Origin of the sequence: Syntrophotalea acetylenica, assembly GCF_001888165.1 — a bacterium.
GTDB classification, from domain to species: Bacteria; Desulfobacterota; Desulfuromonadia; order Desulfuromonadales; family Syntrophotaleaceae; genus Syntrophotalea; species Syntrophotalea acetylenica.
Window position 1 is genome coordinate 1,777,324 of the sequence record NZ_CP015455.1, and the last position, 22,818, is coordinate 1,800,141.

At 58.1% G+C, this 22,818-nt stretch carries 22 protein-coding genes, 1 other RNA gene and 1 pseudogene; 4 read left to right on the top strand and 20 right to left on the bottom strand.

Annotated features, from left to right (window positions below):
- Nucleotides 1-96 precede the first annotated feature (96 nt).
- Both A6070_RS08190 and A6070_RS08195 read left to right on the top strand, forming a co-directional pair.
- A complete protein-coding gene (locus A6070_RS08190; RefSeq protein WP_072287850.1) occupies nucleotides 97-438 on the top strand; it encodes an STAS domain-containing protein in 342 nt (113 codons plus the stop codon).
- A gap of 15 nt (nucleotides 439-453) precedes the next feature.
- On the top strand, nucleotides 454-873 hold the full coding sequence (locus A6070_RS08195) for an ATP-binding protein (RefSeq protein WP_072287851.1): 420 nt from the start codon (nucleotides 454-456) through the stop codon (nucleotides 871-873).
- A gap of 132 nt (nucleotides 874-1,005) precedes the next feature.
- Here the strand turns inward: A6070_RS08195 and lgt are convergent, their stop codons facing one another.
- The gene (gene lgt / locus A6070_RS08200) at nucleotides 1,006-1,788 is read right to left on the bottom strand and encodes a prolipoprotein diacylglyceryl transferase (protein WP_072288201.1); all 783 of its coding nucleotides are present in this window, start codon (nucleotides 1,786-1,788) and stop codon (nucleotides 1,006-1,008) included.
- A gap of 41 nt (nucleotides 1,789-1,829) precedes the next feature.
- A complete protein-coding gene (locus tag A6070_RS08205) occupies nucleotides 1,830-2,783 on the bottom strand; it encodes an RluA family pseudouridine synthase (protein ID WP_327191987.1) in 954 nt (317 codons plus the stop codon).
- A gap of 233 nt (nucleotides 2,784-3,016) precedes the next feature.
- Between A6070_RS08205 and ssrS the strand changes: the two genes are divergently transcribed.
- A non-coding RNA gene (gene ssrS, locus A6070_RS08210) (6S RNA) lies at nucleotides 3,017-3,194 on the top strand.
- Nucleotides 3,195-3,286: 92 nt separating this feature from the next.
- Here ssrS and A6070_RS08215 read toward each other — a convergent pair.
- The 10 genes and pseudogenes from A6070_RS08215 to pheA form a co-directional block, all read right to left on the bottom strand.
- Nucleotides 3,287-3,670, bottom strand: a complete 384-nt coding sequence (locus A6070_RS08215) for a PaaI family thioesterase (protein WP_072287852.1) — start codon at nucleotides 3,668-3,670, stop codon at nucleotides 3,287-3,289.
- A gap of 36 nt (nucleotides 3,671-3,706) precedes the next feature.
- A complete protein-coding gene (locus A6070_RS08220; RefSeq protein WP_072287853.1) occupies nucleotides 3,707-3,991 on the bottom strand; it encodes an integration host factor subunit beta in 285 nt (94 codons plus the stop codon).
- An 18-nt stretch (nucleotides 3,992-4,009) separates the two neighbouring features.
- The gene (sppA, locus tag A6070_RS16065; RefSeq protein WP_330220618.1) at nucleotides 4,010-4,585 is read right to left on the bottom strand and encodes a signal peptide peptidase SppA; all 576 of its coding nucleotides are present in this window, start codon (nucleotides 4,583-4,585) and stop codon (nucleotides 4,010-4,012) included.
- The gene (locus tag A6070_RS16070; protein WP_236718877.1) at nucleotides 4,486-4,902 is read right to left on the bottom strand and encodes an ATP-dependent Clp protease proteolytic subunit; all 417 of its coding nucleotides are present in this window, start codon (nucleotides 4,900-4,902) and stop codon (nucleotides 4,486-4,488) included. The genes sppA and A6070_RS16070 overlap by 100 nt, the downstream gene beginning before the upstream one ends.
- 60 nt (nucleotides 4,903-4,962) lie before the next feature.
- Nucleotides 4,963-6,684: a 30S ribosomal protein S1 gene (locus tag A6070_RS08230; RefSeq protein ID WP_072287854.1), complete on the bottom strand. Its 1,722-nt coding sequence runs from the start codon at nucleotides 6,682-6,684 to the stop codon at nucleotides 4,963-4,965.
- Nucleotides 6,685-6,787: 103 nt separating this feature from the next.
- The gene (locus tag A6070_RS08235; protein ID WP_072287855.1) at nucleotides 6,788-7,627 is read right to left on the bottom strand and encodes a 4-hydroxy-3-methylbut-2-enyl diphosphate reductase; all 840 of its coding nucleotides are present in this window, start codon (nucleotides 7,625-7,627) and stop codon (nucleotides 6,788-6,790) included.
- Nucleotides 7,624-8,331 carry a (d)CMP kinase gene (gene cmk, locus A6070_RS08240; protein WP_072287856.1) on the bottom strand — a complete coding sequence of 236 codons (708 nt, stop codon included), beginning with the start codon at nucleotides 8,329-8,331 and terminating at the stop codon, nucleotides 7,624-7,626. Before cmk ends, A6070_RS08235 begins: the two co-directional genes overlap by 4 nt.
- A gap of 28 nt (nucleotides 8,332-8,359) precedes the next feature.
- Nucleotides 8,360-9,654, bottom strand: a pseudogene (aroA, locus tag A6070_RS08245) (3-phosphoshikimate 1-carboxyvinyltransferase).
- Between the two features lie 41 nt (nucleotides 9,655-9,695).
- On the bottom strand, nucleotides 9,696-10,562 hold the full coding sequence (locus tag A6070_RS08250; RefSeq protein WP_072287858.1) for a prephenate dehydrogenase: 867 nt from the start codon (nucleotides 10,560-10,562) through the stop codon (nucleotides 9,696-9,698).
- Nucleotides 10,563-10,599: 37 nt separating this feature from the next.
- Entirely contained in the window at nucleotides 10,600-11,679 is a 1,080-nt protein-coding gene (gene pheA / locus A6070_RS08255; protein WP_072287859.1) for a prephenate dehydratase, read from the bottom strand.
- Between the two features lie 173 nt (nucleotides 11,680-11,852).
- Here pheA and A6070_RS08260 point away from each other — a divergent pair, with 173 nt between their 5' ends.
- Nucleotides 11,853-13,040 (top strand): pyridoxal phosphate-dependent aminotransferase, encoded by a 1,188-nt coding sequence (locus tag A6070_RS08260; RefSeq protein WP_072287860.1) that lies wholly within the window; start codon nucleotides 11,853-11,855, stop codon nucleotides 13,038-13,040.
- Between the two features lie 196 nt (nucleotides 13,041-13,236).
- Here A6070_RS08260 and recJ read toward each other — a convergent pair whose 3' ends face one another.
- From recJ to A6070_RS08300, 8 genes are all read right to left on the bottom strand, one after another.
- Nucleotides 13,237-14,964, bottom strand: coding sequence for a single-stranded-DNA-specific exonuclease RecJ (gene recJ, locus A6070_RS08265; RefSeq protein WP_072287861.1), 1,728 nt, complete (start codon nucleotides 14,962-14,964; stop codon nucleotides 13,237-13,239).
- 89 nt (nucleotides 14,965-15,053) lie between these two features.
- Complete coding sequence (secF, locus tag A6070_RS08270; RefSeq protein ID WP_072287862.1) at nucleotides 15,054-15,971, bottom strand: protein translocase subunit SecF; 918 nt, start codon at nucleotides 15,969-15,971, stop codon at nucleotides 15,054-15,056.
- A 10-nt stretch (nucleotides 15,972-15,981) separates the two neighbouring features.
- The gene (gene secD / locus A6070_RS08275) at nucleotides 15,982-17,583 is read right to left on the bottom strand and encodes a protein translocase subunit SecD (RefSeq protein WP_072287863.1); all 1,602 of its coding nucleotides are present in this window, start codon (nucleotides 17,581-17,583) and stop codon (nucleotides 15,982-15,984) included.
- A 222-nt stretch (nucleotides 17,584-17,805) separates the two neighbouring features.
- Entirely contained in the window at nucleotides 17,806-18,117 is a 312-nt protein-coding gene (yajC, locus tag A6070_RS08280) for a preprotein translocase subunit YajC (protein WP_072287864.1), read from the bottom strand.
- 86 nt (nucleotides 18,118-18,203) lie between these two features.
- A complete protein-coding gene (gene tgt, locus A6070_RS08285; protein ID WP_072287865.1) occupies nucleotides 18,204-19,334 on the bottom strand; it encodes a tRNA guanosine(34) transglycosylase Tgt in 1,131 nt (376 codons plus the stop codon).
- A gap of 123 nt (nucleotides 19,335-19,457) precedes the next feature.
- Nucleotides 19,458-20,489 (bottom strand): tRNA preQ1(34) S-adenosylmethionine ribosyltransferase-isomerase QueA, encoded by a 1,032-nt coding sequence (queA, locus tag A6070_RS08290; protein WP_072287866.1) that lies wholly within the window; start codon nucleotides 20,487-20,489, stop codon nucleotides 19,458-19,460.
- An 82-nt stretch (nucleotides 20,490-20,571) separates the two neighbouring features.
- Nucleotides 20,572-20,760, bottom strand: coding sequence for a DUF2065 domain-containing protein (locus A6070_RS08295; protein ID WP_072287867.1), 189 nt, complete (start codon nucleotides 20,758-20,760; stop codon nucleotides 20,572-20,574).
- A gap of 141 nt (nucleotides 20,761-20,901) precedes the next feature.
- On the bottom strand, nucleotides 20,902-22,788 hold the full coding sequence (locus tag A6070_RS08300) for a YgiQ family radical SAM protein (RefSeq protein WP_072287868.1): 1,887 nt from the start codon (nucleotides 22,786-22,788) through the stop codon (nucleotides 20,902-20,904).
- Nucleotides 22,789-22,818 lie beyond the last annotated feature (30 nt).

Here is a 22,818-nt window from a genome sequence, read left to right on the forward strand (position 1 = left end):
ACGCGTGATGGAAACGTGGTAATATTGAGGGTAGCGAACCGCGGCGGAAAAGGGCCGTTTCCAGATTCAGTGCAAGGTTATTTTCAGGAGCATGCCATGAACATTCAAATCAATGAGCAGGGCGCCGTGGTGTTGATCTCCGTCGGGGAAGAACGTCTCGACGCCCACAACAGCGGCGATTTGAAAACCCGCCTGCTGTCATTGTTCGAAGGCGGGAAAAACAACATGGTCATCAACCTGCAAGGGGTTCGCTTCGTCGATTCCTCCGGGTTGGGGGCTCTGGTGTCGGGATTTAAAAATGCCAGCGCCCGCAACGGCAGCCTCAAACTCGCAGGGTTGCAGCCCCAGGTCCAGTCCATGTTCGAACTGACCCGCCTTCATCGTGTTTTTGAAATATTTCCCAGCCCCGAAGAAGCCATTGCCAGCTTTCAGGTCTGACCCTGTGGAGGCTCGATGAGCGAAAGGATAGAGCTCGACATCACGCTTCCCAAGGAAACCCGCTATCTAGGCCTCGTAGGCCAGATCGGCGAGTCCATGGCCCGCGCTCTTGAACGCTTTTCGGGAGATCGGGAGGAACTGGCGTATCACATCAACCTGGTTCTCACCGAGGCCATGGCCAATGCCATCAAGCATGCCGATCAGCCGACCTCGACGGAAGTACGTATCACCATCACCCTGGCCCGGCACAAACTGACCATAAGAGTCTACGATCAGGGCCAAGGCTTCGACCTCCACACCGTGAGCCCGCCCGACACCGCGTCCCTGCAGGAACGGGGACGCGGAATTTTCATCATTCGCGCCATTATGGACCGGGTATCTTATCGCAAACTCAAAAGCGGACATGTCCTCGAAATGGAGAAAACGCTTCACTGACGGATCCGTTGGTTCTGCACCTCGCCCTCTGGCAACACAGCGTTCCCTTCTTGACCGCCAGTTTCCAATGACGCACCGGATGATCGGCGAAAGCTCCCTGTCGACATCAGAATAAACGGCCAACTGCAGGCGTTATCGACCCAGCCCCCGCCGCCGGCAATACAGAATCCCGGCAAGCCCAACCATAACCATGGGCAGGGACAACATCTGCCCCATGGAGACGCTGCTCCAAAACAACCCGATATGCGCATCGGGCTCCCGCACCAATTCCAGCATGAAACGCAGAGCTCCATAACCGGCCAGAAAAGTGAAAAGCGGCACACCTTTCGCTACCTGCCGGACATGCAGGAGCCACAATAGTAAAAACAGAACAATTCCCTCGAAAAAGGCCTCATAGAGCTGACTGGGATGCCTGGGCAGCGGCCCGGCCCCCGGAAAAACCATCCCCCAGGGCAAGGTCGTGACGCGACCCCAGAGTTCACCATTGATGAAATTGCCGATACGCCCCAATCCGAGTCCGATGGTTGCCGCGGTGACGAGGATATCTCCCAGAAGCAAACTATCGATGCCTGTGCGCCGGCACCACCACAGCGCGGCCACAATAACGCCCAACAGACCGCCATGAAAACTCATGCCGCCCTGCCAGACCGCAAAAGCCTGCAGTGGATGCTGCAGATAAAACCCCGGATCATAAAACAGCACGTAACCGAGACGGCCCCCGGCGATGACGCCAATCACGCAATAAAACAGCAAATCGGCAACCTTTTCCGAACTCAGATCAAGTCGGCGGTAGCGGGCCAGATAATTGATAATCAGGTAAGCCGCAAGAAAGCCGAGCAGATACATCATGCCATACCAGCGTACGGCAAAAGGCCCGAGACGAAAAATAACCGGGTCGATATGGGGATATGACAGCATGGAGTCCTCGATCGATGACAAAAATATCAGTGAAAATTTCAACCTTGCTTGTCTGGGCCGCCAGGACCCGATTCCGGATGGCGAGCACACTCGAGCCATCGTAAAAAGTCCATTGGCAAGGGAGCCTCAAAAACCACGGGGGTCTTCGTAATCGGGTGCTCCAGCTCGATTCTCCAGGCATGCAGCATCTGCCTGGGTACCGCCTGCCCGCACCGGTTGGCCGGACCTCCATACCGGATGTCGCCGAGCAACGGATGGCCGGCTTCGGAAAAATGCACCCTGATCTGATGAGAGCGCCCGGTGGGAATTTCAACTCTCACCAGCGTAGCCTCGGCAAACCGCTCAACCACGCTATACTGGGTCAAGGCCTCCTTCCCCCCGCGATCGACCGATTTCATGAGATTGGTACGATGTTGCCGGGCGATTTCGGAATGGAAGACGCCCTGCTCGCAGGCCAGGCATCCGTCGACCAGAGCCAGATAGATTTTCCGAACGCTGCGATTCGAAAAACTAGCGGACAAAGGCTTGTGAGATCCAGGATGCGTGGAAAAAACCAAAACCCCCGAGGTGTCCCGGTCGAGACGCTGTACCATCCCCAATGAGGGCCTTGTCCCGCGGCGGAAAGGGTTGTCGAGATGCCGTATGAGCGCTTCGTAAAGTGTGCCTTTATAACGGGCGGGCGTAGGCTGGGTATTGATTCCCGCAGGTTTATTGACAGCGATAAGATAAGAATCCTGATACAGGATATTCTCTTCGCCAATGGAAAAAATATCTTGTGGCTCACCGTCAACGAAAATTTCCAGTGCCGCTCCCTGCCCCACAACCTGGGAACTGCGCCGCAGGCGCCGGCCATCCATGTGCACCCCCCCAAGGTCTATGATTTTTCGAGCCATGCCTCGGGAAAAACCCGGGACCGCCTGGGCAAGGTACTGATCAAGGCGCATGCCGTGGCATGCAGCAGGAACCGTAATCCGGAAAACACTTCCGGCCATTTTCAACCCTTTCGATAACGCCCCGACGAATTCGGAATCTTCTGCCTGGATCACCGGTCTGGCAACAAAGTCGTCACCCGGGGAACACGGGTTCCACGCTGGATCGGTTTCATGCTAACACAGGCCATTTCCATTGTCGCCGCAAAACAGATTGTCAATCCAGTCGATAATGTCACCAGGCCATTGACAGGCCGTCGTACTGTGCTAGCATTTGCTTCGCAGGTGGCACGATGTTGTCTCTGAGATGCGCGAGTATCCTGGATAAGCTGACCAACATAATGATCGAGATGTCTTTCACCCGTTGCCATGGTGAGCCAGCCTACCTTGCAGTGGGACGCCTGAAATGGCCGGTGAAGACCAAGCTTTTGGTCCGGTCCTATTTTCCGGAGCAATCGGCATCTCGGAGACGCAACAGCAAGCCCCACGCAGAAAAGCCCCGCACACCGTGCGGGGCTTTGTTGTGTCACAAACGAGTTGGAGGAAAACCCTGGTGCATCAACCGTTCAGCCCAACACTGGCTTATCCAGCACAAAGCAGATAAAGGATCCTTCAAAGACGCGCTTTTCACCACTTGCAACGTAGCAGTGAACGCGATGCTTTCGGCCTTCATGGTTCTCAAGGCGCGCCGTGGCCTCCATCACCTCGCCGCAGCGAACAGGCGCAAGAAATTTTACATCGGCGCTGCCCAGAACGACATGGGGATCATTGACCGCGAGCATCGCAGCATAGTCTGCAAGCCCGAATGTGAACCCTCCATGTACCAGGCCGTGCTCATCGGCAGCCATAGCCGCCGTGGTCTGCAGACGGGCAACGGCCTCGCCCTCCTGCAGAGCCACCAATTCACCAACCAACGTCGACGAGATAGCTAAATGGGTTCTGGCTTTCATGATCCCTCCTGCAAGGCGTGTAAAAAGGGAACCGGGTTACTCCCCGCTATCGACCCGTTCACGAAGCTGCTTGCCGGTTTTGAAAAAAGCAGTTTTCTTTGCCGGAATGGAAACCACCTCACCGCTCTTGGGGTTTCTGGCCTCACGCGCCTCACGTGTGCGCACGGTGAAAGACCCAAACCCGCGAATCTCAACGCGGTCGCCATCGACCAGAGCGTCGCGAATGCTATCGAGTACGGTATTGATTACCAGTTCCGATTCCTTTTTGCTGAGCATTCCGTTCACACAGGAAAGCTCCTCGATCAACTCACTTTTGGTCATGAACTCAAACCCTCCTGGTCATTGGCCCGTCCACAGATATTGCATGACCGGAGTGCCCTCCTGCCTTTGCTCCAGCACGCGACCCACCTGCGAGGCGGATTCTTCTATAAAATATTTCAACAGGCTTTCTTTGGGCTTCGATGGATAAACCAGCTTCGGCTCACCGCGAATCCCTGCAAGTTCGGAAGCAACCCTGACAGCGTCCTGCAATCCACCAAGCTGATCGACAAGCCCGGCTTCCTTGGCCTGCCTCCCGGTAAATATACGCCCGTCGGCCAACTGTTTGACATTGGCAACAGGCATTTTTCGACCTTCGCTGACCGCATGGACAAACTGATCGTAAACATCATCGATGATACTTTGCAGAATATGACGATCGGCAGCCGTCATCGGCCTCAGCGGCGACCCCATATCCTTATGTTCCCCGCTTTTGACGACCTGGTTTTTCAATCCAAGCTTGTGATAAAGATCCTCAAAATTGGTGACCTGCATAATTACCCCGATACTTCCGGTGATGGTGCCGGGGTTGGCCAGTATGCGATGCGCAGGGATGCTGACATAGTACCCCCCGAAGCAGCAACGGATGCCATGGATGCGACAACTGGCTTGACTGCCGCGAGGCGCGCCACTTCGTCGTGTATCTCCTGAGAAGGCGCTACGGCTCCGCCCGGGGAGTTGACCCTCAGAATGACGGCCTTGATCGAAGTATCATCCCTGAAGGAAAGCAATTGCGTAACGGTCTCCTCGGATTCCGTAAGCATGCCTTCGATTTCAATAACCCCGATGCGTTCACCCAGGGGTAGTCCCTGAAAATCTCTACCGCAGCGCGACAGCAACAGGGTCAGAACCACGAATAAAAGAAAGATGGCCCCGAGCGTCAGCAGGGCCATCAAAAAAGGTCGTTTCTTCATGAAAGCATCAAGCGTACCGGCCGGCAATGACAATCCGACCGGTACGATCCCGTAAAAGGATTAATCTTTGTCACCGGCCTTATCGAGAGCGCCCTTGAAGATATCCCCAAGATTGGACGTGGCGCTTTTCTGCGAGCCGAGGAACGCATCGACTTCAGCTTTCTCCTTCTGCTGCGCAACATGCTTGATGGACAACGCGATTTTCTTGTCGTCGGTGTCCACATGCAGAACCACGGCTTCAAGGAGATCACCCACCTTGGCGAAATCCTTCGGTGAATCGATTTTTTCCTTGCTGATTTCAGAAACGTGGATCAATCCCTCGATCCCCTCCTCGACTTCCAGGAAAATGCCGAAATCGGTAACGGAGGTAACTCTCCCCTGGATCATGGTGCCGGGAGCGTAACGGGTGGCGATGGTCTGCCAGGGATCGGATGCCAACTGTTTGATGCCAAGCGAGAACCGCTCGTTGTCCTGATCGATATTGAGGACCACGGCCTTGACCACATCACCTTTTTTGTACAACTCGGAGGGATGCTTGATGCGCTTGGTCCACGAAAGATCGGAAATGTGCACCAGACCGTCAATGCCATCATCAACGCCAACGAAGATACCGAAGTCGGTGATGTTCTTCACCTGACCCTCGATAATGGTGCCGATGGGGAATTTCTCGCCGATGACTTCCCAGGGGTTGCGCTCGGTCTGCTTCAGTCCCAGGGAAATGCGACGGTTGGCCACGTCGACGGCAAGCACCACCGATTCGATTTCGTCGCCGATATTGAGAATCTTGCTGGGATGCTTGATCCGCTTGGTCCAGCTCATTTCGCTGACATGAATCAGCCCTTCGACACCTTCGTCCAGTTCGACAAATGCGCCGTAGTCGGTCAGACTGACCACCTTGCCGGATACCCGGTTACCGATGGGGTATTTATCGGCGACGCTCAGCCAGGGATCCGAAGTCAGTTGTTTCAGACCAAGAGACACACGTTCCTTCTCGCGGTCGAACTTGAGAACCTTGACCTTGATCTTGTCTCCCACGGCCAGGACATCGGAGGGATGCGCCACGCGTCCCCAGGACATATCGGTGATGTGCAACAGGCCATCGATGCCGCCAAGATCGATAAACGCGCCGTAATCGGTGAGATTCTTGACCACGCCGACCACTTCCTGGTCCTCCGCCAGGGTTTCGAGAGTATCCTGGCGCAGCGTCTCGCGCTGCTCTTCCAGCAGGACGCGACGCGACAGAACAATATTGCCGCGCCGTTTATTGAGCTTGATGATCTTGAATTCGAAGGATTCGCCAAGCAGTTTATCCAGATTGCGCACCGGGCGCAGATCAACCTGGGAGCCAGGCAAAAACGCATTGACGCCGATATCGACAGACAGGCCGCCTTTGATGCGGGCGGCAATACGGCCTTCGACGACGGCGCCTTCTTCGAGATTGTTCCAGATTTTCTGACGGTCGGCTTTCTCCTTCGACAGGCTGATCAGACCGTTCTCATTCTCACGGCGCTCGAAAAGCACATCGATTTTGTCGCCGACCTTGACATCCACCTGGCCGCTCTCGTCACTGAACTCAGAAAGAGGAATGATGCCTTCGGACTTGTATCCGACATCGACCACGACCATGTCGCCGTTGATCTGCAGAACCGTGCCCTCGACAACGTCACCTACATTGAGCTCCTTGATGCTGCTCTCAAAAAGCTCGCTGAAGCTCTGTTCCATGTCCTCGAATTCATCATCCATGAATTCATCAGTGTTTTTGTTTTCTTTAGCATCTACCATTAACAAACTAACCCCCTAAGCGATAATCCTGCCGACCCGCGACAGCGATGCCCCCGAGGACATCGGAGCGACCTTAGCATGATAACACTAAAAAAACAAACATTTATTTGGACACACCCGCGACCCGTTCCACGACCTGATCGATAATCCAGCGGGGGGTGGATGCACCGGCGGTGATACCGACACATTCGACGCCATCAAACCAGCTGTCCTGGATCTTTTCAGCGGTTTCCACATAAAAAGTCCGTGGTTGAATATCCTGGCAGATCTGCGCCAGGCGGGTGGTGTTGGCGCTGTTGAATCCGCCGACAACCAGCATCAGATCCGCCTCCCTCGCAATTTTCCGCGCCTCGTTCTGGCGTACCGAGGTCGCATCGCAAATGGTGTTGAAGATCCGCACCTCCTTGCTTTTCTCAAGGCAGGTTTCGGCTACCTGCTGGAGGTTTTTGAAAGACTGGGTGGTCTGGGCGACGAGGCCCAGTTTGGGACGGTTCGGCACCCGCTCGGCTTCCTTGCAGTCGGCCACCACGAAGACTTCCCCGCCACGGGTATAGGAAATGATACCCTGCACCTCGGGATGATCTTTTTCACCGACCAGGACTACCGAATATCCCTCGTTGCACAGCATCGTGGCATAATCCTGGGCTTTTTTCACAAACGGACAGGTTGCGTCGACAATTCTGAGATCCCGCTGGTGTATCATATCGAGTTCCTCGGCGGTAATGCCGTGGGATCGGATGATAACCGCACCGTGATCGATATCCTCCACTTTACCGATAACCTTGACCCCCTTTTCCTCCAGTTTTTTAACAACTTGCGGGCTATGAATGATCGGCCCCAGGGAGCAGATATGGGGATATTCGTCGGCGGCTTCGAAAGCAAGGTTGGTAGCGCGCTTGACGCCAAAACAGAACCCGGCACTGGCGGCCAGAATGATCTTCATGACGCGGGGGTCTCCTTCAGATTAACGTCCTGCAAGCGGCTCTGGGCAACCACCTCAAGCATGCGCTCCAGAACCTGGTCGATGTCAAGGTGAGTGGTGTCGATGCACACCGCATCCTGCGCCTGGCGCAACGGCGCGTGGGTGCGTTGGGTATCGGCGGCGTCCCGGGCCTCGACTTCCTCGATGGTGCGCTCGAGATCGACGTCAAGCCCCTTGTCCCTGAGTTCGAGCCAACGGCGTCTGCCTCGCTCGGCGGCGCTTGCGGCCAGGAAAAATTTGACATCGGCTCCGGGAAACACCACCGTGCCGATATCGCGCCCCTCCAGCACGACGCCACCGTTGCGACCCAGTTCGCGCTGCAATTCGACAAGTGCCCGGCGCACCACGGGATGCGCGGAGACCCTGGATGACAAGAGGCTGATTTCCGGAGTCCGGATGGCTTCGGAGACATCCTCGCCATTGAGCAATACCCGCTCCATCTCGTCCTGACGAACGAAGCGGATCTCGATCCGCAGGCACAATGCTGAAAGGGATGCTTCGTCATCCGGTGCGATGCCGGCCCTGTGGGCGGCAAGGGCCACCGAGCGGTACATGGCGCCGGTGTCGATGTTAACATAATTGAGCTTTTTGGCCAGACGACGGCTCAGGGTACTTTTGCCGACACCGGAAGGACCGTCGATAGCGATGATAAGAGCTTGTTTCAAAAGATCGGCCTTTCTCGATCAGAATTGGTCAAACCTCGCGGGACGCATCGAAAAGCTCCCAGAAACCGGGAAAGGATGTCGCGGTGCACGCCGTTTCAGAAATGGTTACCGACCCCCGGGCCCGCAGGGCGGCCACGGCCATGCTCATGCCGATGCGGTGATCGCCAAGAGCGGACACCTGCGCTGCGCCGAGTTCGCTGCCGCCGTCAATCACCATGCCGTCATCCCGCGCCTCGACCTGGGCACCGAGAGCTTCGAGCTGGGAGCACATGGAAGCAATGCGGTCGGTTTCCTTGACCCGTAATTCCCGGGCATCGCGGATCACCGTCCGGCCTTCGGCAAAACAGGCGGCAACGCTGATCACCGGAAATTCGTCGATGGCGCGCGGCACCAGGGCACCGCCGATTTCCACGCCCTTCAGATCACTGGCCCGCACCAGGATATCCGCCACCGGCTCTCCCGAACATTCCCGCTGATCGAGCAACTCGATTTGTCCGCCCATCGCACGCAGAATATCGATAATGCCGCTGCGGGTCGGATTCACGCCCACCTGCCGGATAATAAGTTCCGAACCGGGCACGATCAGAGCGGCCACCATGAAAAAGGCGGCTGAGGAGATATCGCCGGGCACCGTCACCTCGCGCCCCTGCAAAGCTCTGCCGGGATACAGGGTTACGCCTCCGTCAAAAGGCCTGACGTCGGCTCCGAACCAGCGCAGCATGCGTTCGCTGTGATCCCTGGACACATGGGGCTCACGAATGGTGGTCGGCCCGTCGGCATACAGCCCGGCCAGCATCAGCGCGGACTTTACCTGCGCGCTGGCGACCGCCGACTGGTGAGTTATCCCCGTGAGTGGACTGCCCTTAAGAGCCAGGGGAGCGAATTCACCACCGGCGCGGCCCAGAATTCTGGCCCCCATGCCGGTCAGCGGCACGACGACGCGTTTCATGGGACGCTTGCGCAGAAACCGGTCGCCGGTCAATACGGAGAAAAACCTCTGTCCCGCCAGCAGGCCGGTCATCAGCCGCATGGTGGTTCCGGAGTTTCCGCAATCGATAACATCCTGGGGCTCCTGCAGACCGTTCAGACCCCGCCCTCTGATACGCAGAACATCACCGGGTTCATCCAGGACCTCAACCCCATGCCGCGAAAAGCCTCCAGGGTTGCAAGGTTGTCTTCACCGCGCAACAACCCCCGAACTACCGTCTCCCCCTTGCCCAGCGCGCCAAGCATGACAGCCCGATGGGAAATCGACTTGTCGCCGGGAACCTGAATTTCACCGCGCAACCGGCCCCCGGGCCGGATAACCTGTAGATCACGCATATTTTCCCCTGTTTCTTGCATCGGGCGGCGCCCGAAAATTCTCAAACGATGGCGTCACGCCTTTGTTTGGACCGCTGGAAAAAGTCGAACAGCGCATCGGCATTGCCGGCAGCGATGTCGCTCTTCACTGTTGCCAGGCTTTTTTCGAAGATCCCGATCACCTCCAGCAGCGCTTCACGGTTGCTCAGCGCGATATCACGCCACATGGTCGGATCGGACGAGGCAATGCGTGTAAAGTCCCTGAATCCGCCCGCCGAATAGCTGAGAATGTCCTCGTCCTGGTCTCCGCAGCCGACCACGGCATTGACCAGCGCATAGGCAACCATGTGCGGCAGATGGCTGATGGCCGCCAGGATGTGGTCGTGTTTTTCCGGCGTCATGTCAACCACTTCACTGCCAGCGGCCCGCCACAACTGCCGGATCAGCTCCAGGGCGCCGCGATCGGTACGCGAGGTCGGCGTGAGGATGCAGCGCCGCCCCCGGTACAGCGTGGCAAAGGCCGCCTCCGCGCCGCTGCGTTCGGTACCGGCCACGGGATGTCCGGGCACAAAATGCACGCCTTCGGGGAGCAACGGCTCGATCGCCGCGACCACCTCGGCCTTGACACTGCCGCCATCGGTCAGAACCGCGCCCTTTTTCATATACGGCAGGGCCTCCGCGGCCACCCGCGCCAGGGTCCGGACCGGCGTGGCCAGGAATACCACATCGGCCTCCGCCACTCCTTCTACGAGGGAATGAGTGAAACTGTCGATTATGCCTCTCTCGCAGGCCGTTTCAAGGTTTGCCCGCCCGCGGCCGATACCGACCACCTCGCCGACGAGACCAGCTTGCTTGAGGGCCAGCGCAAAGGATCCTCCGATGAGACCGACACCCACCACGGCCAGCTTGGAAACATAGAAATCCGACATATCTATTGAATGCATCCTGACAGAAAAGAAGATTGATTTAACGGCAACGCGGATAGGACCCCAGGATCTTGAAGGAGCGGCAGCAGGACTGAAGGTCCGCCAGCGCCTCACTGACCGCGGCATCCTCGGCATGCCCTTCCAGATCAAGGAAAAACACATACTCCCAGGCCTTGGATTTGATCGGCCGGCTTTCGATCTTGGTGAGATTGATGTTCCGGCGACTGAACGGTTCAAGCATCCTGCAGAGAATGCCAGGTTGATCGGCGACAATAAACATGACGGAGGTCTTGTCCTGTCCGGTCCGCGGGGAGAGGGTCCGGCCGACCACCAGAAAACGGGTAAGGTTGTTGGTATTGTCCTGAATTTTCGACTTGATGATGCGCAGTCCGTAAAGGGAGGCGGCGATTTCACTGGCAATGGCTGCGATGCCCGGATCTTCCGACGCCTGGCGCGCGGCCATGGCGGTGCTGGGCGCATCGACAAGGGGAACATCGGCAAGGTTTTCTTCAAGCCAGTGGCGGCACTGGGCAAGGGCCTGGGGATGGGACAGAACCCTGCCGACATCCTCCATCCTGCCGCTGACGGAAAGCAGATCATGGGAGATTTCCATCAGGATTTCCGCATTGATTACCAGATCCGACTCGACGAACATGTCCAGGGTATGGGAGACGATTCCTTCGGTGGTGTTCTCCACCGGCACCACGCCAAAATCGGCCCGGCCCCGACGCACTTCCTCAAACACCGCGGGGATACTTTTCAGAGCCACAAGCTGAGCGGAAAAACCGAACTGCTTCTGTGCCGCCTGGTGGGTGAAAGTCGCCGACGGCCCGAGAAAGGCCACCTTCATGGGCTGTTCAAGGGACAGGGAAGCGGAAATAATCTCCCGAAAAACGCGTTTCACCGCATCCGCGGGGAAAGGCCCGCAATTCTGGGCAACAAGCCGTTCGAACACGGCAAGTTCCCGCCCCGGGTTGTAAAAATCGAGCCCCTGGCCGGCCTTGGCCTGCCCGATCTGCTGGGCCACAAGCGCCCGCTGGTTCAGCAGGGACAGGATCTGATCATCGATCCCATCGATTTTCCGTCGCAATTCGGCCAATACTTTTTCCACTGTCTCCATACACGTTCCACCCCGCTGAAATATGGGCTGCAAGATTAGCCTATCCTTGCGCAAAAAGCAAACGAAAGCCGGGCACCGGCCTGCACTCCAGCATAATTCTTGACCCCCCGCACGCAAGACATTACACTGCGACCGGAAGCACCCGGCATGTATTCTTTTACCAGGGAGGGGCCATGGCTATTTCCACGAAAGTTTCCGCGTTTATCGAACGGGCATCATGGATTCGAAAGATGTTCGAGGAGGGTACGCGCCTGAAAGCCATACACGGCGATGACAACGTCTTCGATTTTACCCTCGGCAATCCTTCGACGGAACCGCCCGAAGCCTTCAACAAGGCACTTCTTCAACTGGCCAGCCATCCGCAACCAGGCATGCACCGCTATATGAACAACGCCGGTTATCCGGAGACGCGCGAGGCTGTGGCGCGGCATCTCTCCCGAACCGCTTCATCGCCGGTCGAAGCCCGCCATATCGTCATGACCTGCGGCGCCGGAGGGGCGCTGAACGTGGCCCTCAAGACCATTCTCGACCCCGGCGACGAAGTTCTGATCCTGGCCCCCTACTTCGTCGAATATATCTTTTACGTCGACAACCACGGCGGCACCACCAGATCCGTTGCAACCCGCAAGGACAGCTTTCAACTCGACATCGATGCCATCGAAGCCGCCATCGGCCCCAGAACCCGGGCCATCATCATCAATTCCCCCAACAACCCCACCGGCGTCATTTACCCGGCGGCGGACCTGCAAGCCCTCGGCAATATGCTGGCGCGCAAGGAGCGGGAATCGGGCCGTACCCTTTTTGTGCTATCCGACGAACCCTACGCCCGCCTGGCCTATGACGATGCAACGGTCCCCTGCATTTTCGAGCACATTCGCAACGCCGTCATCATAACCTCCCATAGCAAGGACCTGGCCCTGCCGGGAGAGCGTATCGGCTACCTTGCCGCCAACCCGGCCATGGACGACGTTCAGCAATTCATCGAGGGTGCCGTTTTCTGCAACCGGGTGCTGGGATTCGTCAACGCGCCGGCCATGATGCAGCGTCTGGTTGCCGGCCTGCAGGAGGAAAGCGTCGACATTGCGGATTACCAGGTCAAACGGGACATGCTCTTCGAGCACCTGACCCGCCTCGGCTTTCGGACCGTCAAGCCGCAGGGAGGTTTTTACCTTTTCCCGGAATCACCCATCGAGGATGATGTGGCCTTCACCCGCATGGCGCTGGAACACCGCGTGCTGGTGGTGCCCGGGCAGGGATTCGGCGCTCCCGGCTACTTCCGTATCGCTTACTGCATTCCCATGCAGACCATCGAGGCAAGCCTGCCAGCCTGGGAAAAAATCGCCCGGGACGCCGGGCTGTAAACATCCCCGCACAAACAGCAACGCCCGGGGCTTATGTTCCCGGGCGTTGCTGATTTTCACTTCTCCACACTATGCCGCCCGTTCATCACTGCCGCCGTTTGAAAAAGCAGAGCGTGGACGCTGAATGCCGTGCGGTCCGTAGGCAAAAGCCACCCTGCCCCAAAGAGCGCCGTCCGATGCAGCCTGAGCAGGGCGATCATTCATGGAGGGCGGGGCGGATGTGTTTGACCTGCAACTGAATGGAGACCTTGCCGCGCCAGTCATTCAAGCTGGGAATGAAGAGGATATCCTGGGGGCCGTCAAGCTGATGCCGCCGATCCGCCATGCCGAAGGCAATGGCGGACAAACCGCATCCTCCCTGACAGGCGAGAAACCGCAAATGGCTTTCACCGGCAACCTGAATGCATTGCAGGTGCACACCACGAGCCAGAAATAACGGCTGGGGGTTTCCCGGACCGTAGGGAGCAAGACGTTCCAGAGCCAGCAGGTCAGCGGCGTCGATCTCCTCCAGGGTAATTTCCCCGTCGTGAAATTGCCGGGGCAAAAGATCGTCCGGGCTCAACCGCTGCCGGGCCACCGCTTCAAAGCGCCGGGCGAATTCCGGAATCTTCTCCGCCCCGATGCTGAGTCCGGCAGCAAATTCATGACCGCCAAACCCCTGCAGGCAAGCATGGCAGTCCTGCAAGGCCTGATACAGGTGCAACCCCTTGATCGAACGTGCGGAACCTTTGCCGGCCCCCTCGTTCAGCGCGATCAACACTGTCGGGCGATGGTACTTTTCGACCAGCCGGCTGGCGACAATGCCGATCACGCCGGGGTGCCACCGCGCATCGGCGAGCACGATGCTGTGCGTCGCCCCGGAAGTTTCCCGCTGCCAGCGTTCATCGGCCTCCTCCAGGGTCTGCTGCTCGAGAACCTGGCGCTGTCGATTGACCCGGTCGAGCAACTCGGCCGCGGGCATGGCATCCTCGACGGACCTTTTCAGCAGCAGCTCAACGCCAACGGAGGCATCTTCGAGGCGGCCGGCGGCATTGATGCGCGGGGCCAGGCGAAACCCGACCGTGCCGCAGGTAACCTTGTCGACCGCGGCAACCTGTTTTAGCGCCTGCAGACCGGGCCGTCCGGAGTGGGACAGCAATTCGAGACCCGCCTTGGTCAAAGCGCGGTTTAGTCCCTTGAGAGGAACAATGTCCGCGATGCTGCCCAGTGCTACCAGATCAAGACCGTAGCGCAGATCCGGTTCGGCACTTTTGGTCCAGTATCCCGACTCGCGCAGATACCTGCGCAATGCGACCAGCAGCAAAAACACCACGCCGACGCCGGCAAGGTGCTTGTAGGGAAAGGAGCAATCGCGACGGGCGGGATTCACAATCGCCAAGGCTTGCGGAAGAATTTCCGGCGGCTGATGATGGTCGGTGATGATCAGATCAAGGCCCAGTTCGGCAGCCCTTTGCGCCTGCCGATGCGCGGAGATGCCACAGTCGACGGAGACCGCCACACGGGCGCCGGCTGCCGCGCAGGATTCGAGCGCCTCCAGGCACAGCCCGTAACCATCTTTCAGGCGCATGGGGATGTGGTAACTGACCCGTCCGCCAATGGCGCGCAGGGTTTCGACCATCAACGCCGTGCCCGTAACGCCATCGACGTCGTAATCCCCGTGCACCGCGATCCCCTCCCCTTGACGCAGGGCCTGCGCCAGGCGCTCCACGGCGCGCTGCATGTCCGCCATCTGAAAAGGATCGGGCATGGCGGACAGCCGGGCTTCGAGAAACTCGCGAACTTCTTCGAGAGAGGGAAGGTCGCGGCGGCGCAGCACTTCCTCGGCCAGATGCGAAACACCCAAACACCGTTGCAGATCCACTCCCTGCAGAGCCTCGCTGCGAGGGCGTTCAATCCAGAGCGTATCCAGATGCGGCGTTACCATGTTCCCCCTTGTGTTTTGTCCTTCCAATGTGATCGGGCCAGGAGGTTTCCCTTCCCGGCCCGATCACGTCAGTTGCTTAAAGCCTTGAATCAGGAAGCCGTGGCATTGCGCCGTTTCTTCATATCGTCCCAGACCAGAAGAACCGGGCTGGCGACGAAAATAGAGGAATAGGTGCCAATCAGAATCCCGACCAGCATGGCGAAGGCGAAATTGTGAATGACCCCGCCGCCGAACAGAAACAAAGCCAACACGACAAGCAACGTGGTGCCCGAGGTGAGAATCGTGCGGGACAGAGTTTCATTGATGCTGCCATTGACCGTCTGATCGAAGGACTGCTTCGGATGCCGCCCGATATTTTCGCGAATCCGATCGTACACGATGATGGTGTCGTTCAGTGAATATCCGATGATGGCCAGGAACGCGGCAATGATCGGCAGGTCGATCTCCTTGCCGAACAGGGAGAACGCTCCGAGGGTAATGAGCACATCGTGCGCCAGGGCAATGACAGCGCCGACGGCGAATTTGAATTCGAAGCGAATGGTAATGTAGATCAGTACCCCGATCATGGCAAACAGGATAGCCATAAGCCCTTTTTTGCGCAGATCCTTGCCCACCTGTGGTCCGACCATTTCAACGCGCCGGATATCCACCGTTCCTTTACCGTAAGCCTGTTCAAGATGCGCGCCGACCTGCTGCGCCATCCCCTCGAGTTCGGAACTGGTGTCCTGCAGGCGAAGCATGAACTCCTGCGAGTCCCCCTCGAATTTCTGCACCAACAGACCTTTCAGGTGCATGCCCTTGAGGGCGGATTTGATATCGGCGGCCCGGGTGGCTTCGGAGAATTTGACCTGGATCAGGGTACCACCGGCAAAATCAATGCCGTATTCAGGTCCGCCTCTGGCAATCAGGGAAACAAGCCCGGCAACCACCAGCAACAGAGAAAAGATCAGCGCCAGCTTGCGCCGGCCGACAAAGTTGATATTGATATCGTGCTTGACGATTTGCATGCCACCCTCCCTAGATACTCAACCGCTTGACCTGGTAACGTTCCAGGAAAAAGTCGAAAACTACGCGCGAAACAAAGATGGCCGTAAAAAGGGAAGATACAATCCCCACCGACAGGGTCACGGCGAATCCTTTGACCGGGCCGGTGCCGAACTGGAACAGCACCAAAGCGGCGATCAAGGTTGTAATATTGGCATCCATAATCGTCAAAAAAGCCTTGCTGTAACCAGCCTCAAGCGCATTTCGGACCGTTTTTCCAAGACGCAGTTCCTCGCGGATACGTTCGTAAATCAGCACGTTGGCGTCGACGGCCATTCCCAGAGTCAGCACAATACCGCCGATCCCCGGCAGGGTGAGACTGGCCTTGAAGAGGCTGAGCAGCGCCAGAATGAATATCAGATTGAGCACCAGCGCCAGGTTTGCCACCAGTCCGGCGAGATTGTAATAGATTGCCATGGCAACCACCACAGCGACGCTGCCGATAATGACCGACAAAATCCCCTGATTGATGGAATCGAGACCGAGGGACGGACCCACTGTACGATTTTCGAGAATGGTAACCGGCGCGGGCAGCGAACCGGCACGCAGAACAATCGCCAGGTCGGTGGCCTCCTGCTCGTCAAAGGAACCGGAGATCTGTGCACTGCCGCCGGAGATCCTCTCGCGTATGACCGGTGCCGAGTAGACAGTATCGTCCAGCACGATGGCCATGCGCTGGCCAATGTTGGCGGCGGTAATCTGATCGAAGCGCTTGGCGCCCACGGCGTTGAAATCGATGGAAACGTAGGGTTCGTTAAAGCGGGGGTCGATACGCACCTGGGCGTCGGAGACCAGATCGCCAGTCAGGACGGTTTTATCGTATACAACCAAAGGGACCTGGGTAACGGTCCCGGTCTTCCGGTCGACCATCCGTTCGTACAGAAGACGGGTTCCGGGAGGCAGCGCCCCGCCGGCAACGGCTTGCGCATCGACATTGTCCGCCACCATCTTGAACTCCAGCAGGGCGGTCTTGCCCAGCAGGGCAACGGCGCGCTTGGGCTCCTTGACCCCGGGCAACTGCACCAGGATGCGATCACTTCCCTGTCGCTGCAGAACCGTTTCACTGACCCCGAACTGATCGATACGGTTGCGCAGTGTCTCCAGCGCCTGCTTGACAGCGTTGTCCTTGATAGCCGACACCGCCTCCGTGGAATAGCGGAAGTTTTTTTCGATATACCCGCCCTGGGTCTCAAGGGTCAGCGGCTCGAGGTCAGCATAAACGCCCTCGCTCATCAGAGCATCGATCTGGCGGCCCGCCTCATCGTCGTAGACCACAACCGTCAGGCGATCATTGCCGGTCCTCGATACCCGCTTGAAAATAATATCCTTGTCCCTCAGCTCGCCCTCGATCTGGTCAACCAGTCCGTCAACCCGGCTTTCCACAGCCTTGTCGACGTCCACCCCGAGCACAAGATGCATGCCTCCCTGCAGGTCGAGACCGAGATGCAGAGGATCAAAACTTTTTTTCAGCCAGTTAGGGGTACTGTTGGGAAACAGCGTCGGCATTAATACCAACATGGACAGGACGAGGCACAACAGAACGACCCCTCCCCGCAGCTTGATGCTTTTGGACATGGCTGGTCACTACTCCTTTCGCAATCGATGACAGCGCGCCCGCCCGGCCCGGAAACCGGCAGGCGATCCGACGAACAGGACCGCTGCCAACGCGCAGGCAAGGTGCAGACACCCGGCAACCGCCGGATCCACAAACAAACGGCTATTCAACAACCGCCCCGCGAGGAAAAAGCGGAGCGGAATCATAAAAGCGCACCCGGGAAACGAAACTGCGATGCGGGTTCAGCCCTGTTCCACACTCACGATGGAGGAACGATTGACCCTGATTTTGACGCCCGTGGCAACTTCGAGGGACACGATGTTGTCCTGCACACTGGCGACCTTGCCGTGAATGCCACCGGCGGTGACGATCTGATCGCCGACCTTGAGTCCGTCAACCAGTTGTTTATGCTCTTTGGCACGTTTCTGCTGTGGCCGGATCAGGAGAAAGTAAAAGATGCCGAACATCAGCACCAGCATGATAATGGTACTGTAGGGGTTGGACTGACCGCCGGGGGGCGATGCCATGGCATGGGCTTCGGAAATCCAGAACATAATCGGCTCCTTCGGGTTGAAGTGTGGTTATTCGTTTACAATCTGTTAGCAGCCTACCATAAAAAACAGACGGACTCAGGTGTTTTTCAGTCCTGCGATCCGTCATCGTGGCGGCGCCTGTGGAAATCGGCGCGAAAGGCGCCAAAGCGCCCCTGTTCGATGGCAAGCCGCGCCTGACGCATCAAATCGAGATAATAATGGAGATTATGCCGCGTGTTGAGCATCGAAGCCAGAATCTCGTTACTTTGATACAGATGGCGCAAATAGGCGCGACTGTAGTTACGGCACACATAACACCCGCAGGCCGGATCGACGGGGCCATTGTCATCGGCATAACGCGCCTGCTTGATGCTGATTTTTCCAAAGGAAGTAAACAGCGTGCCGTTACGGGCGTTGCGTGTCGGCATCACGCAGTCGAACATATCCACGCCGCGCGCTATGCCCTCGATAAGGTTTTCCGGCGTTCCGACACCCATGACATAACGCGGGCACTGCTGCGGCAGCAGCGGCAGCGCGATATCCATCATCTCGTACATGCGCTCGGCCTCTTCACCGACGGACAGACCACCGAGGGCATAGCCGTCAAAACCGATCTCCACGAGAGCTTCGGCGCTCTGGCGCCGCAAATCCGGATACATGCCTCCCTGCACGATGCCGAACAGGGCAGCCCCATCCCGGCGGCTGCGGGCGTTTTTGGAACGCAGTGCCCAACGCTGGGAAAGGGCGGTGGAGTCCGCAACGTATTCGCGACTCGAAGGATAGGGAATGCACTCGTCGAAGACCATGATGATATCCGCCCCGAGGGCTTCCTGCACCGCGATGGACACCTCCGGCGTGAGAACCTGCCGGGAGCCGTCGAGGTGGGACTGAAAGCGCACGCCGTCCTCGCTGATCTTGCACAGCTTGCCGAGGCTGAACACCTGGAACCCGCCGCTGTCGGTCAGGATCGGACCGGTCCAGTGCATAAAGGAATGCAGGCCGCCGAGCCGTTGGATGCGCTCGTGGCCAGGGCGCAAAAACAAATGGTAGGTGTTGGCCAGAATGATCTGCGCACCTTCCGCCTTGAGATCCTCGGGCAGTATGGCCTTGACCGTGCCCTGGGTGCCCACCGGCATGAAAACAGGCGTTTCCACCACGCCCCGGCGGGTCGTCATGCGGCCACGCCGCGCCTGGCTGCCGGAGTCCTGCGTAAGCAATTCGAACCTGAAACCCTTCACAGACAATAAATTCCTTCCGGAGACCTGCCCGCGAAGCAACGATCCCCTTTTGATCGAAACACTGCAAACGATGCGACAGCATCAAAACTGTCCTGCGCCGATATGCCACGGGGCACCGCCGGCTCAGAGGATCAACATACAATCGCCATAGCTGAAAAAACGAAAACGCTCGGCCACGGCCCTTCGGTAAGCCTCGAGGACAAAATCCCGGCCTGCAAAAGCCGCTACCAGCATCAGCAAAGTTGAGCAGGGTAAATGGAAGTTGGTTATCAGCCCGTCTATAATCCGGAAGTCAAAGCCGGGCCGGATAAACAGGTCGCAACTGCCCTGCCCCTCGCACAGCCTGCCACGGTCATCGACAGCGTATTCCAGGGTGCGCGTACTGGTAGTGCCAAGAGCAATGACACGCCGCCCCTCCTGCTTGGCAAGATTGACAGCCGCCGCGGTATCCGCCGGCACAATGTAATTTTCCTCGTGCATGCGATGTTCGGCCAGATTATCGGTGCGCACCGGCAGAAAAGTCCCAAGCCCGACATGCAGCGTCAAAGTGCGGATATCGACCCCCCTGGTCCGCAGAGCCTGAAGGATTCCCCCGGTAAAATGAAGGCCGGCGGTGGGTGCGGCAACGGCACCCGCCGCTCTGGCGAAGACGGTTTGATAGCGGATATGATCTTCTTCGGTGGCTTCCCGTCGGATATAAGGCGGAAGCGGAATTCGTCCGACCCGGCCAAGGACCGCGGCAAAGTCTCCGGGGCATTCGAAACGCACATGCCGGTAGGGAGAAGCGCCTCCTTCGGTAACGACACCCTCAAGTCCTTCCCCGAAACACAGGCGCATGCCGGTGCGAGGCGACTTGGAACACCGGGTCAGGCAGGCCCAGGTCTCATCGTCGCCAGGCAGGCGCCGCACCAGAAACACCTCGATACGTCCGCCAGTCTCCTTGCGGCCCAGAAGACGCGCAGGAATCACCCGTGTATCGTTGACAACAAGCACGTCCCCTGCGCGAAACCAGTCGACGATTTCGGCGAAGCGCGCCAGCTGTGCCTGTTGCGTTTCCCGGTTAAGAACCATCAGTCGGGAGGACTGGCGTTCCTGCAAAGGGTGCTGGGCAATCAGCGCTTCCGGAAGTTCGAAATCGAAATCATTCAGACGCATATGATGGTTTACAACTTTCGTCAATGCCAGGCTCCGGGCAGCATAATCTGCCTGTGCAGATCATGCTGATAACTCGCGGAACTCATCCTTTAACCAGATACACCAGCAGCAACCCGCTTGCCATAAGCAACAGTCCCATACCGCGCATGATGCGATCGGGTATGCGCAAAAAGCCAAGCAGCATTTTTTTCATACCGGCAGGCGAAACAAACCAGGGCATGCCCTCGACGATCAGCACCACCCCCATCACCGTCACCATAAAATCGACCATGGCAGCATTCCTCTTGTCAAAGGGCGCTATCTTAATCTTCCCGGCAGGCACTGTCAAGAAATGCGGCCGCAGACCGGTGTCATGGAACTCCCTGCCACCCTGACCTGGCAGCTATGACCGACCGCTGCCAGCAACCTGCCCTTATTCGGATTTGCGGTTCTGGCCAGATTTTTTTCCATGTCGTCTGGCACTGGCGGAAGCGGAAATCTGGCGGCGTTTATCCACCCCCTTACCCAGCAGCCGATCTGCTGCATCAAGGCGGCCGCAGCTTTGCAATGCATGCATGATACTGGTTCGCTGTTCCGGCAGGTGCCACAGCAGCAAGGCTTTTTGCAGGCGCCTTTCCCGATCGCCCCTGGCAACATGGACCGATCTTCCGGTCTCGGGGTCGATGCCGGTGTGATACATGCAGGTTGCCAGCGTTCCCGGCGTCGGCGTAAATTCCTGCACCTGTTCGACACGCAACCCGTTCTCCTTTAAAAACAGTGCGGTGTCGACCATGTCCCCCAGGGTGCAACCGGGGTGCCCGGCGATAAGATAGGGAACTATCGCCTGTCGCCTGCCCTGCTCGCGATTAAACAAGCGAAAACCATGCAGAAAACGCAGGAAAATAGCCGGTCCCGGCTTGCGCATGATCTTCGCCACCTTGCCGCTCAAGGTTTCCGGCGCGACCTTGAGCAGGCCGCTGATGTGCCGTTCCAGCAGTTGCCGGGAATAGGCCGGCTGTTGCTCCAGGAGATCGAGACGCACGCCGGATGCGACGAACACGTGACGCACGTTGGGCAACGCCCCGATTTTTTTCAACATCGCGGCGATGGCTTTATCTTCGGCCACGAGATGCTTGCAGGGTTCGGGAAACAGGCAGCCCTGGCGGCGGCAGTTGCGGCGCGCCTCGGCATTGCCACAATGCGCACCGTACATATTGGCGGATGGTCCGCCGACATCGGTGATTGTGCCCCGAAAACCTTCGGATTCAGCCATCCTGGCGGCTTCGGCCAGAATGGAAGCTTCGGAACGGGACTGTATTGTTTTTCCCTGATGGGAGGCAATGGCACAGAAGGCACAGCCGCCAAAACATCCCCGGTGGCTGGTTATGGAGTAGCGGATCTGTTCAAAGGCTGGAATCGGGTCGGTGTAACCGGGATGCGGCAGGCGACTGAACGGCAAGGCATACAATGCGTCCAGCTGCTGTTGGTCGAGGGGTAAAGCCGGAGGGTTGACAAGGACCCAGCGCTCGCCGTGATGCTGTGCGACACGACGCCCCCGGTAAGGGTCGGCTTCAGCTGCCGCACGCATGAAAGCGTCATTGAAAGCCGACGCGTCCTGGCACACGGTTTCATAGGAAGGCAGTTCGACGGTTCCCGCAGGCGCCTGTGAAACCATGACCGCCGATGCGGGGAGGTCCAGAATTTGAGCAGGACGGCTTCCGGCCGCGCAGCGCCGCGCCAGCTCCAGAAGACTGGTCTCCGCCATGCCGTAAATCAGCATATCGGCTTTGGCATCGGCCAGCACCGAACGGCGTACTTTGTCCGACCAGTAATCGTAATGCGCCAGACGGCGCAGGCTGGCTTCAATCCCGCCGATGACCACCGGAAGCCCTTTGTAGGCGCTCTTGAGTGCCGCGGTATAAGCGATGACCGCGCGGTTGGGGCGGGCCCCGGCCTGCCCTCCGGGTGTATAGGCATCGTTGTGGCGCAGCTTGCGCGCAGCCGTGTAATGGTTCACCATGGAATCCATGGCGCCGGCGGAAACCGCCCCAAACAGTCGCGGCCGGCCCATGACACGAAAAGCATCGCCACGTCTCCAGTCCGGCTGGGGGAGGATGCCGACCCGAAACCCATGACTAAAGAGAAACCGCGCCAGCAGCGCCACGCCAAATGCCGGATGATCGACATAGGCATCGCCACTGACAAACAGGACATCGAGTTCGTCCCAGCCTAGGTCCTCCATTTCCCGCCGACTGGTCGGCAGGAAAAGCGGAGAACGATCCGGCGCATAAAGGTTGCCTGGATGGACGCGCGTGTTAATGACAGCACCCCGGTACGGGCTTGAGCAAAG

What these genes read in the sequence shown, in the direction of transcription:
- secF (WP_072287862.1), bottom strand. Translation starts at nt 15,971, where the DNA reads ATGCAAATCGTCAAGCACGATATCAATATCAACTTTGTCGGCCGGCGC.
- A6070_RS16070 (WP_236718877.1), bottom strand. Translation starts at nt 4,902, where the DNA reads ATGAAGAAACGACCTTTTTTGATGGCCCTGCTGACGCTCGGGGCCATC.
- A6070_RS08215 (WP_072287852.1), bottom strand. Translation starts at nt 3,670, where the DNA reads ATGAAAGCCAGAACCCATTTAGCTATCTCGTCGACGTTGGTTGGTGAA.
- yajC (WP_072287864.1), bottom strand. Translation starts at nt 18,117, where the DNA reads ATGTTCTGGATTTCCGAAGCCCATGCCATGGCATCGCCCCCCGGCGGT.
- A6070_RS08250 (WP_072287858.1), bottom strand. Translation starts at nt 10,562, where the DNA reads ATGTCGGATTTCTATGTTTCCAAGCTGGCCGTGGTGGGTGTCGGTCTC.
- recJ (WP_072287861.1), bottom strand. Translation starts at nt 14,964, where the DNA reads ATGGTAACGCCGCATCTGGATACGCTCTGGATTGAACGCCCTCGCAGC.
- secD (WP_072287863.1), bottom strand. Translation starts at nt 17,583, where the DNA reads ATGTCCAAAAGCATCAAGCTGCGGGGAGGGGTCGTTCTGTTGTGCCTC.
- A6070_RS08260 (WP_072287860.1), top strand. Translation starts at nt 11,853, where the DNA reads ATGGCTATTTCCACGAAAGTTTCCGCGTTTATCGAACGGGCATCATGG.
- queA (WP_072287866.1), bottom strand. Translation starts at nt 20,489, where the DNA reads ATGCGTCTGAATGATTTCGATTTCGAACTTCCGGAAGCGCTGATTGCC.
- A6070_RS08230 (WP_072287854.1), bottom strand. Translation starts at nt 6,684, where the DNA reads ATGGTAGATGCTAAAGAAAACAAAAACACTGATGAATTCATGGATGAT.
- A6070_RS08295 (WP_072287867.1), bottom strand. Translation starts at nt 20,760, where the DNA reads ATGGTCGATTTTATGGTGACGGTGATGGGGGTGGTGCTGATCGTCGAG.
- A6070_RS08220 (WP_072287853.1), bottom strand. Translation starts at nt 3,991, where the DNA reads ATGACCAAAAGTGAGTTGATCGAGGAGCTTTCCTGTGTGAACGGAATG.
- A6070_RS08195 (WP_072287851.1), top strand. Translation starts at nt 454, where the DNA reads ATGAGCGAAAGGATAGAGCTCGACATCACGCTTCCCAAGGAAACCCGC.
- A6070_RS08190 (WP_072287850.1), top strand. Translation starts at nt 97, where the DNA reads ATGAACATTCAAATCAATGAGCAGGGCGCCGTGGTGTTGATCTCCGTC.
- pheA (WP_072287859.1), bottom strand. Translation starts at nt 11,679, where the DNA reads ATGGAGACAGTGGAAAAAGTATTGGCCGAATTGCGACGGAAAATCGAT.
- A6070_RS08235 (WP_072287855.1), bottom strand. Translation starts at nt 7,627, where the DNA reads ATGAAGATCATTCTGGCCGCCAGTGCCGGGTTCTGTTTTGGCGTCAAG.
- A6070_RS08205 (WP_327191987.1), bottom strand. Translation starts at nt 2,783, where the DNA reads ATGGCCGGAAGTGTTTTCCGGATTACGGTTCCTGCTGCATGCCACGGC.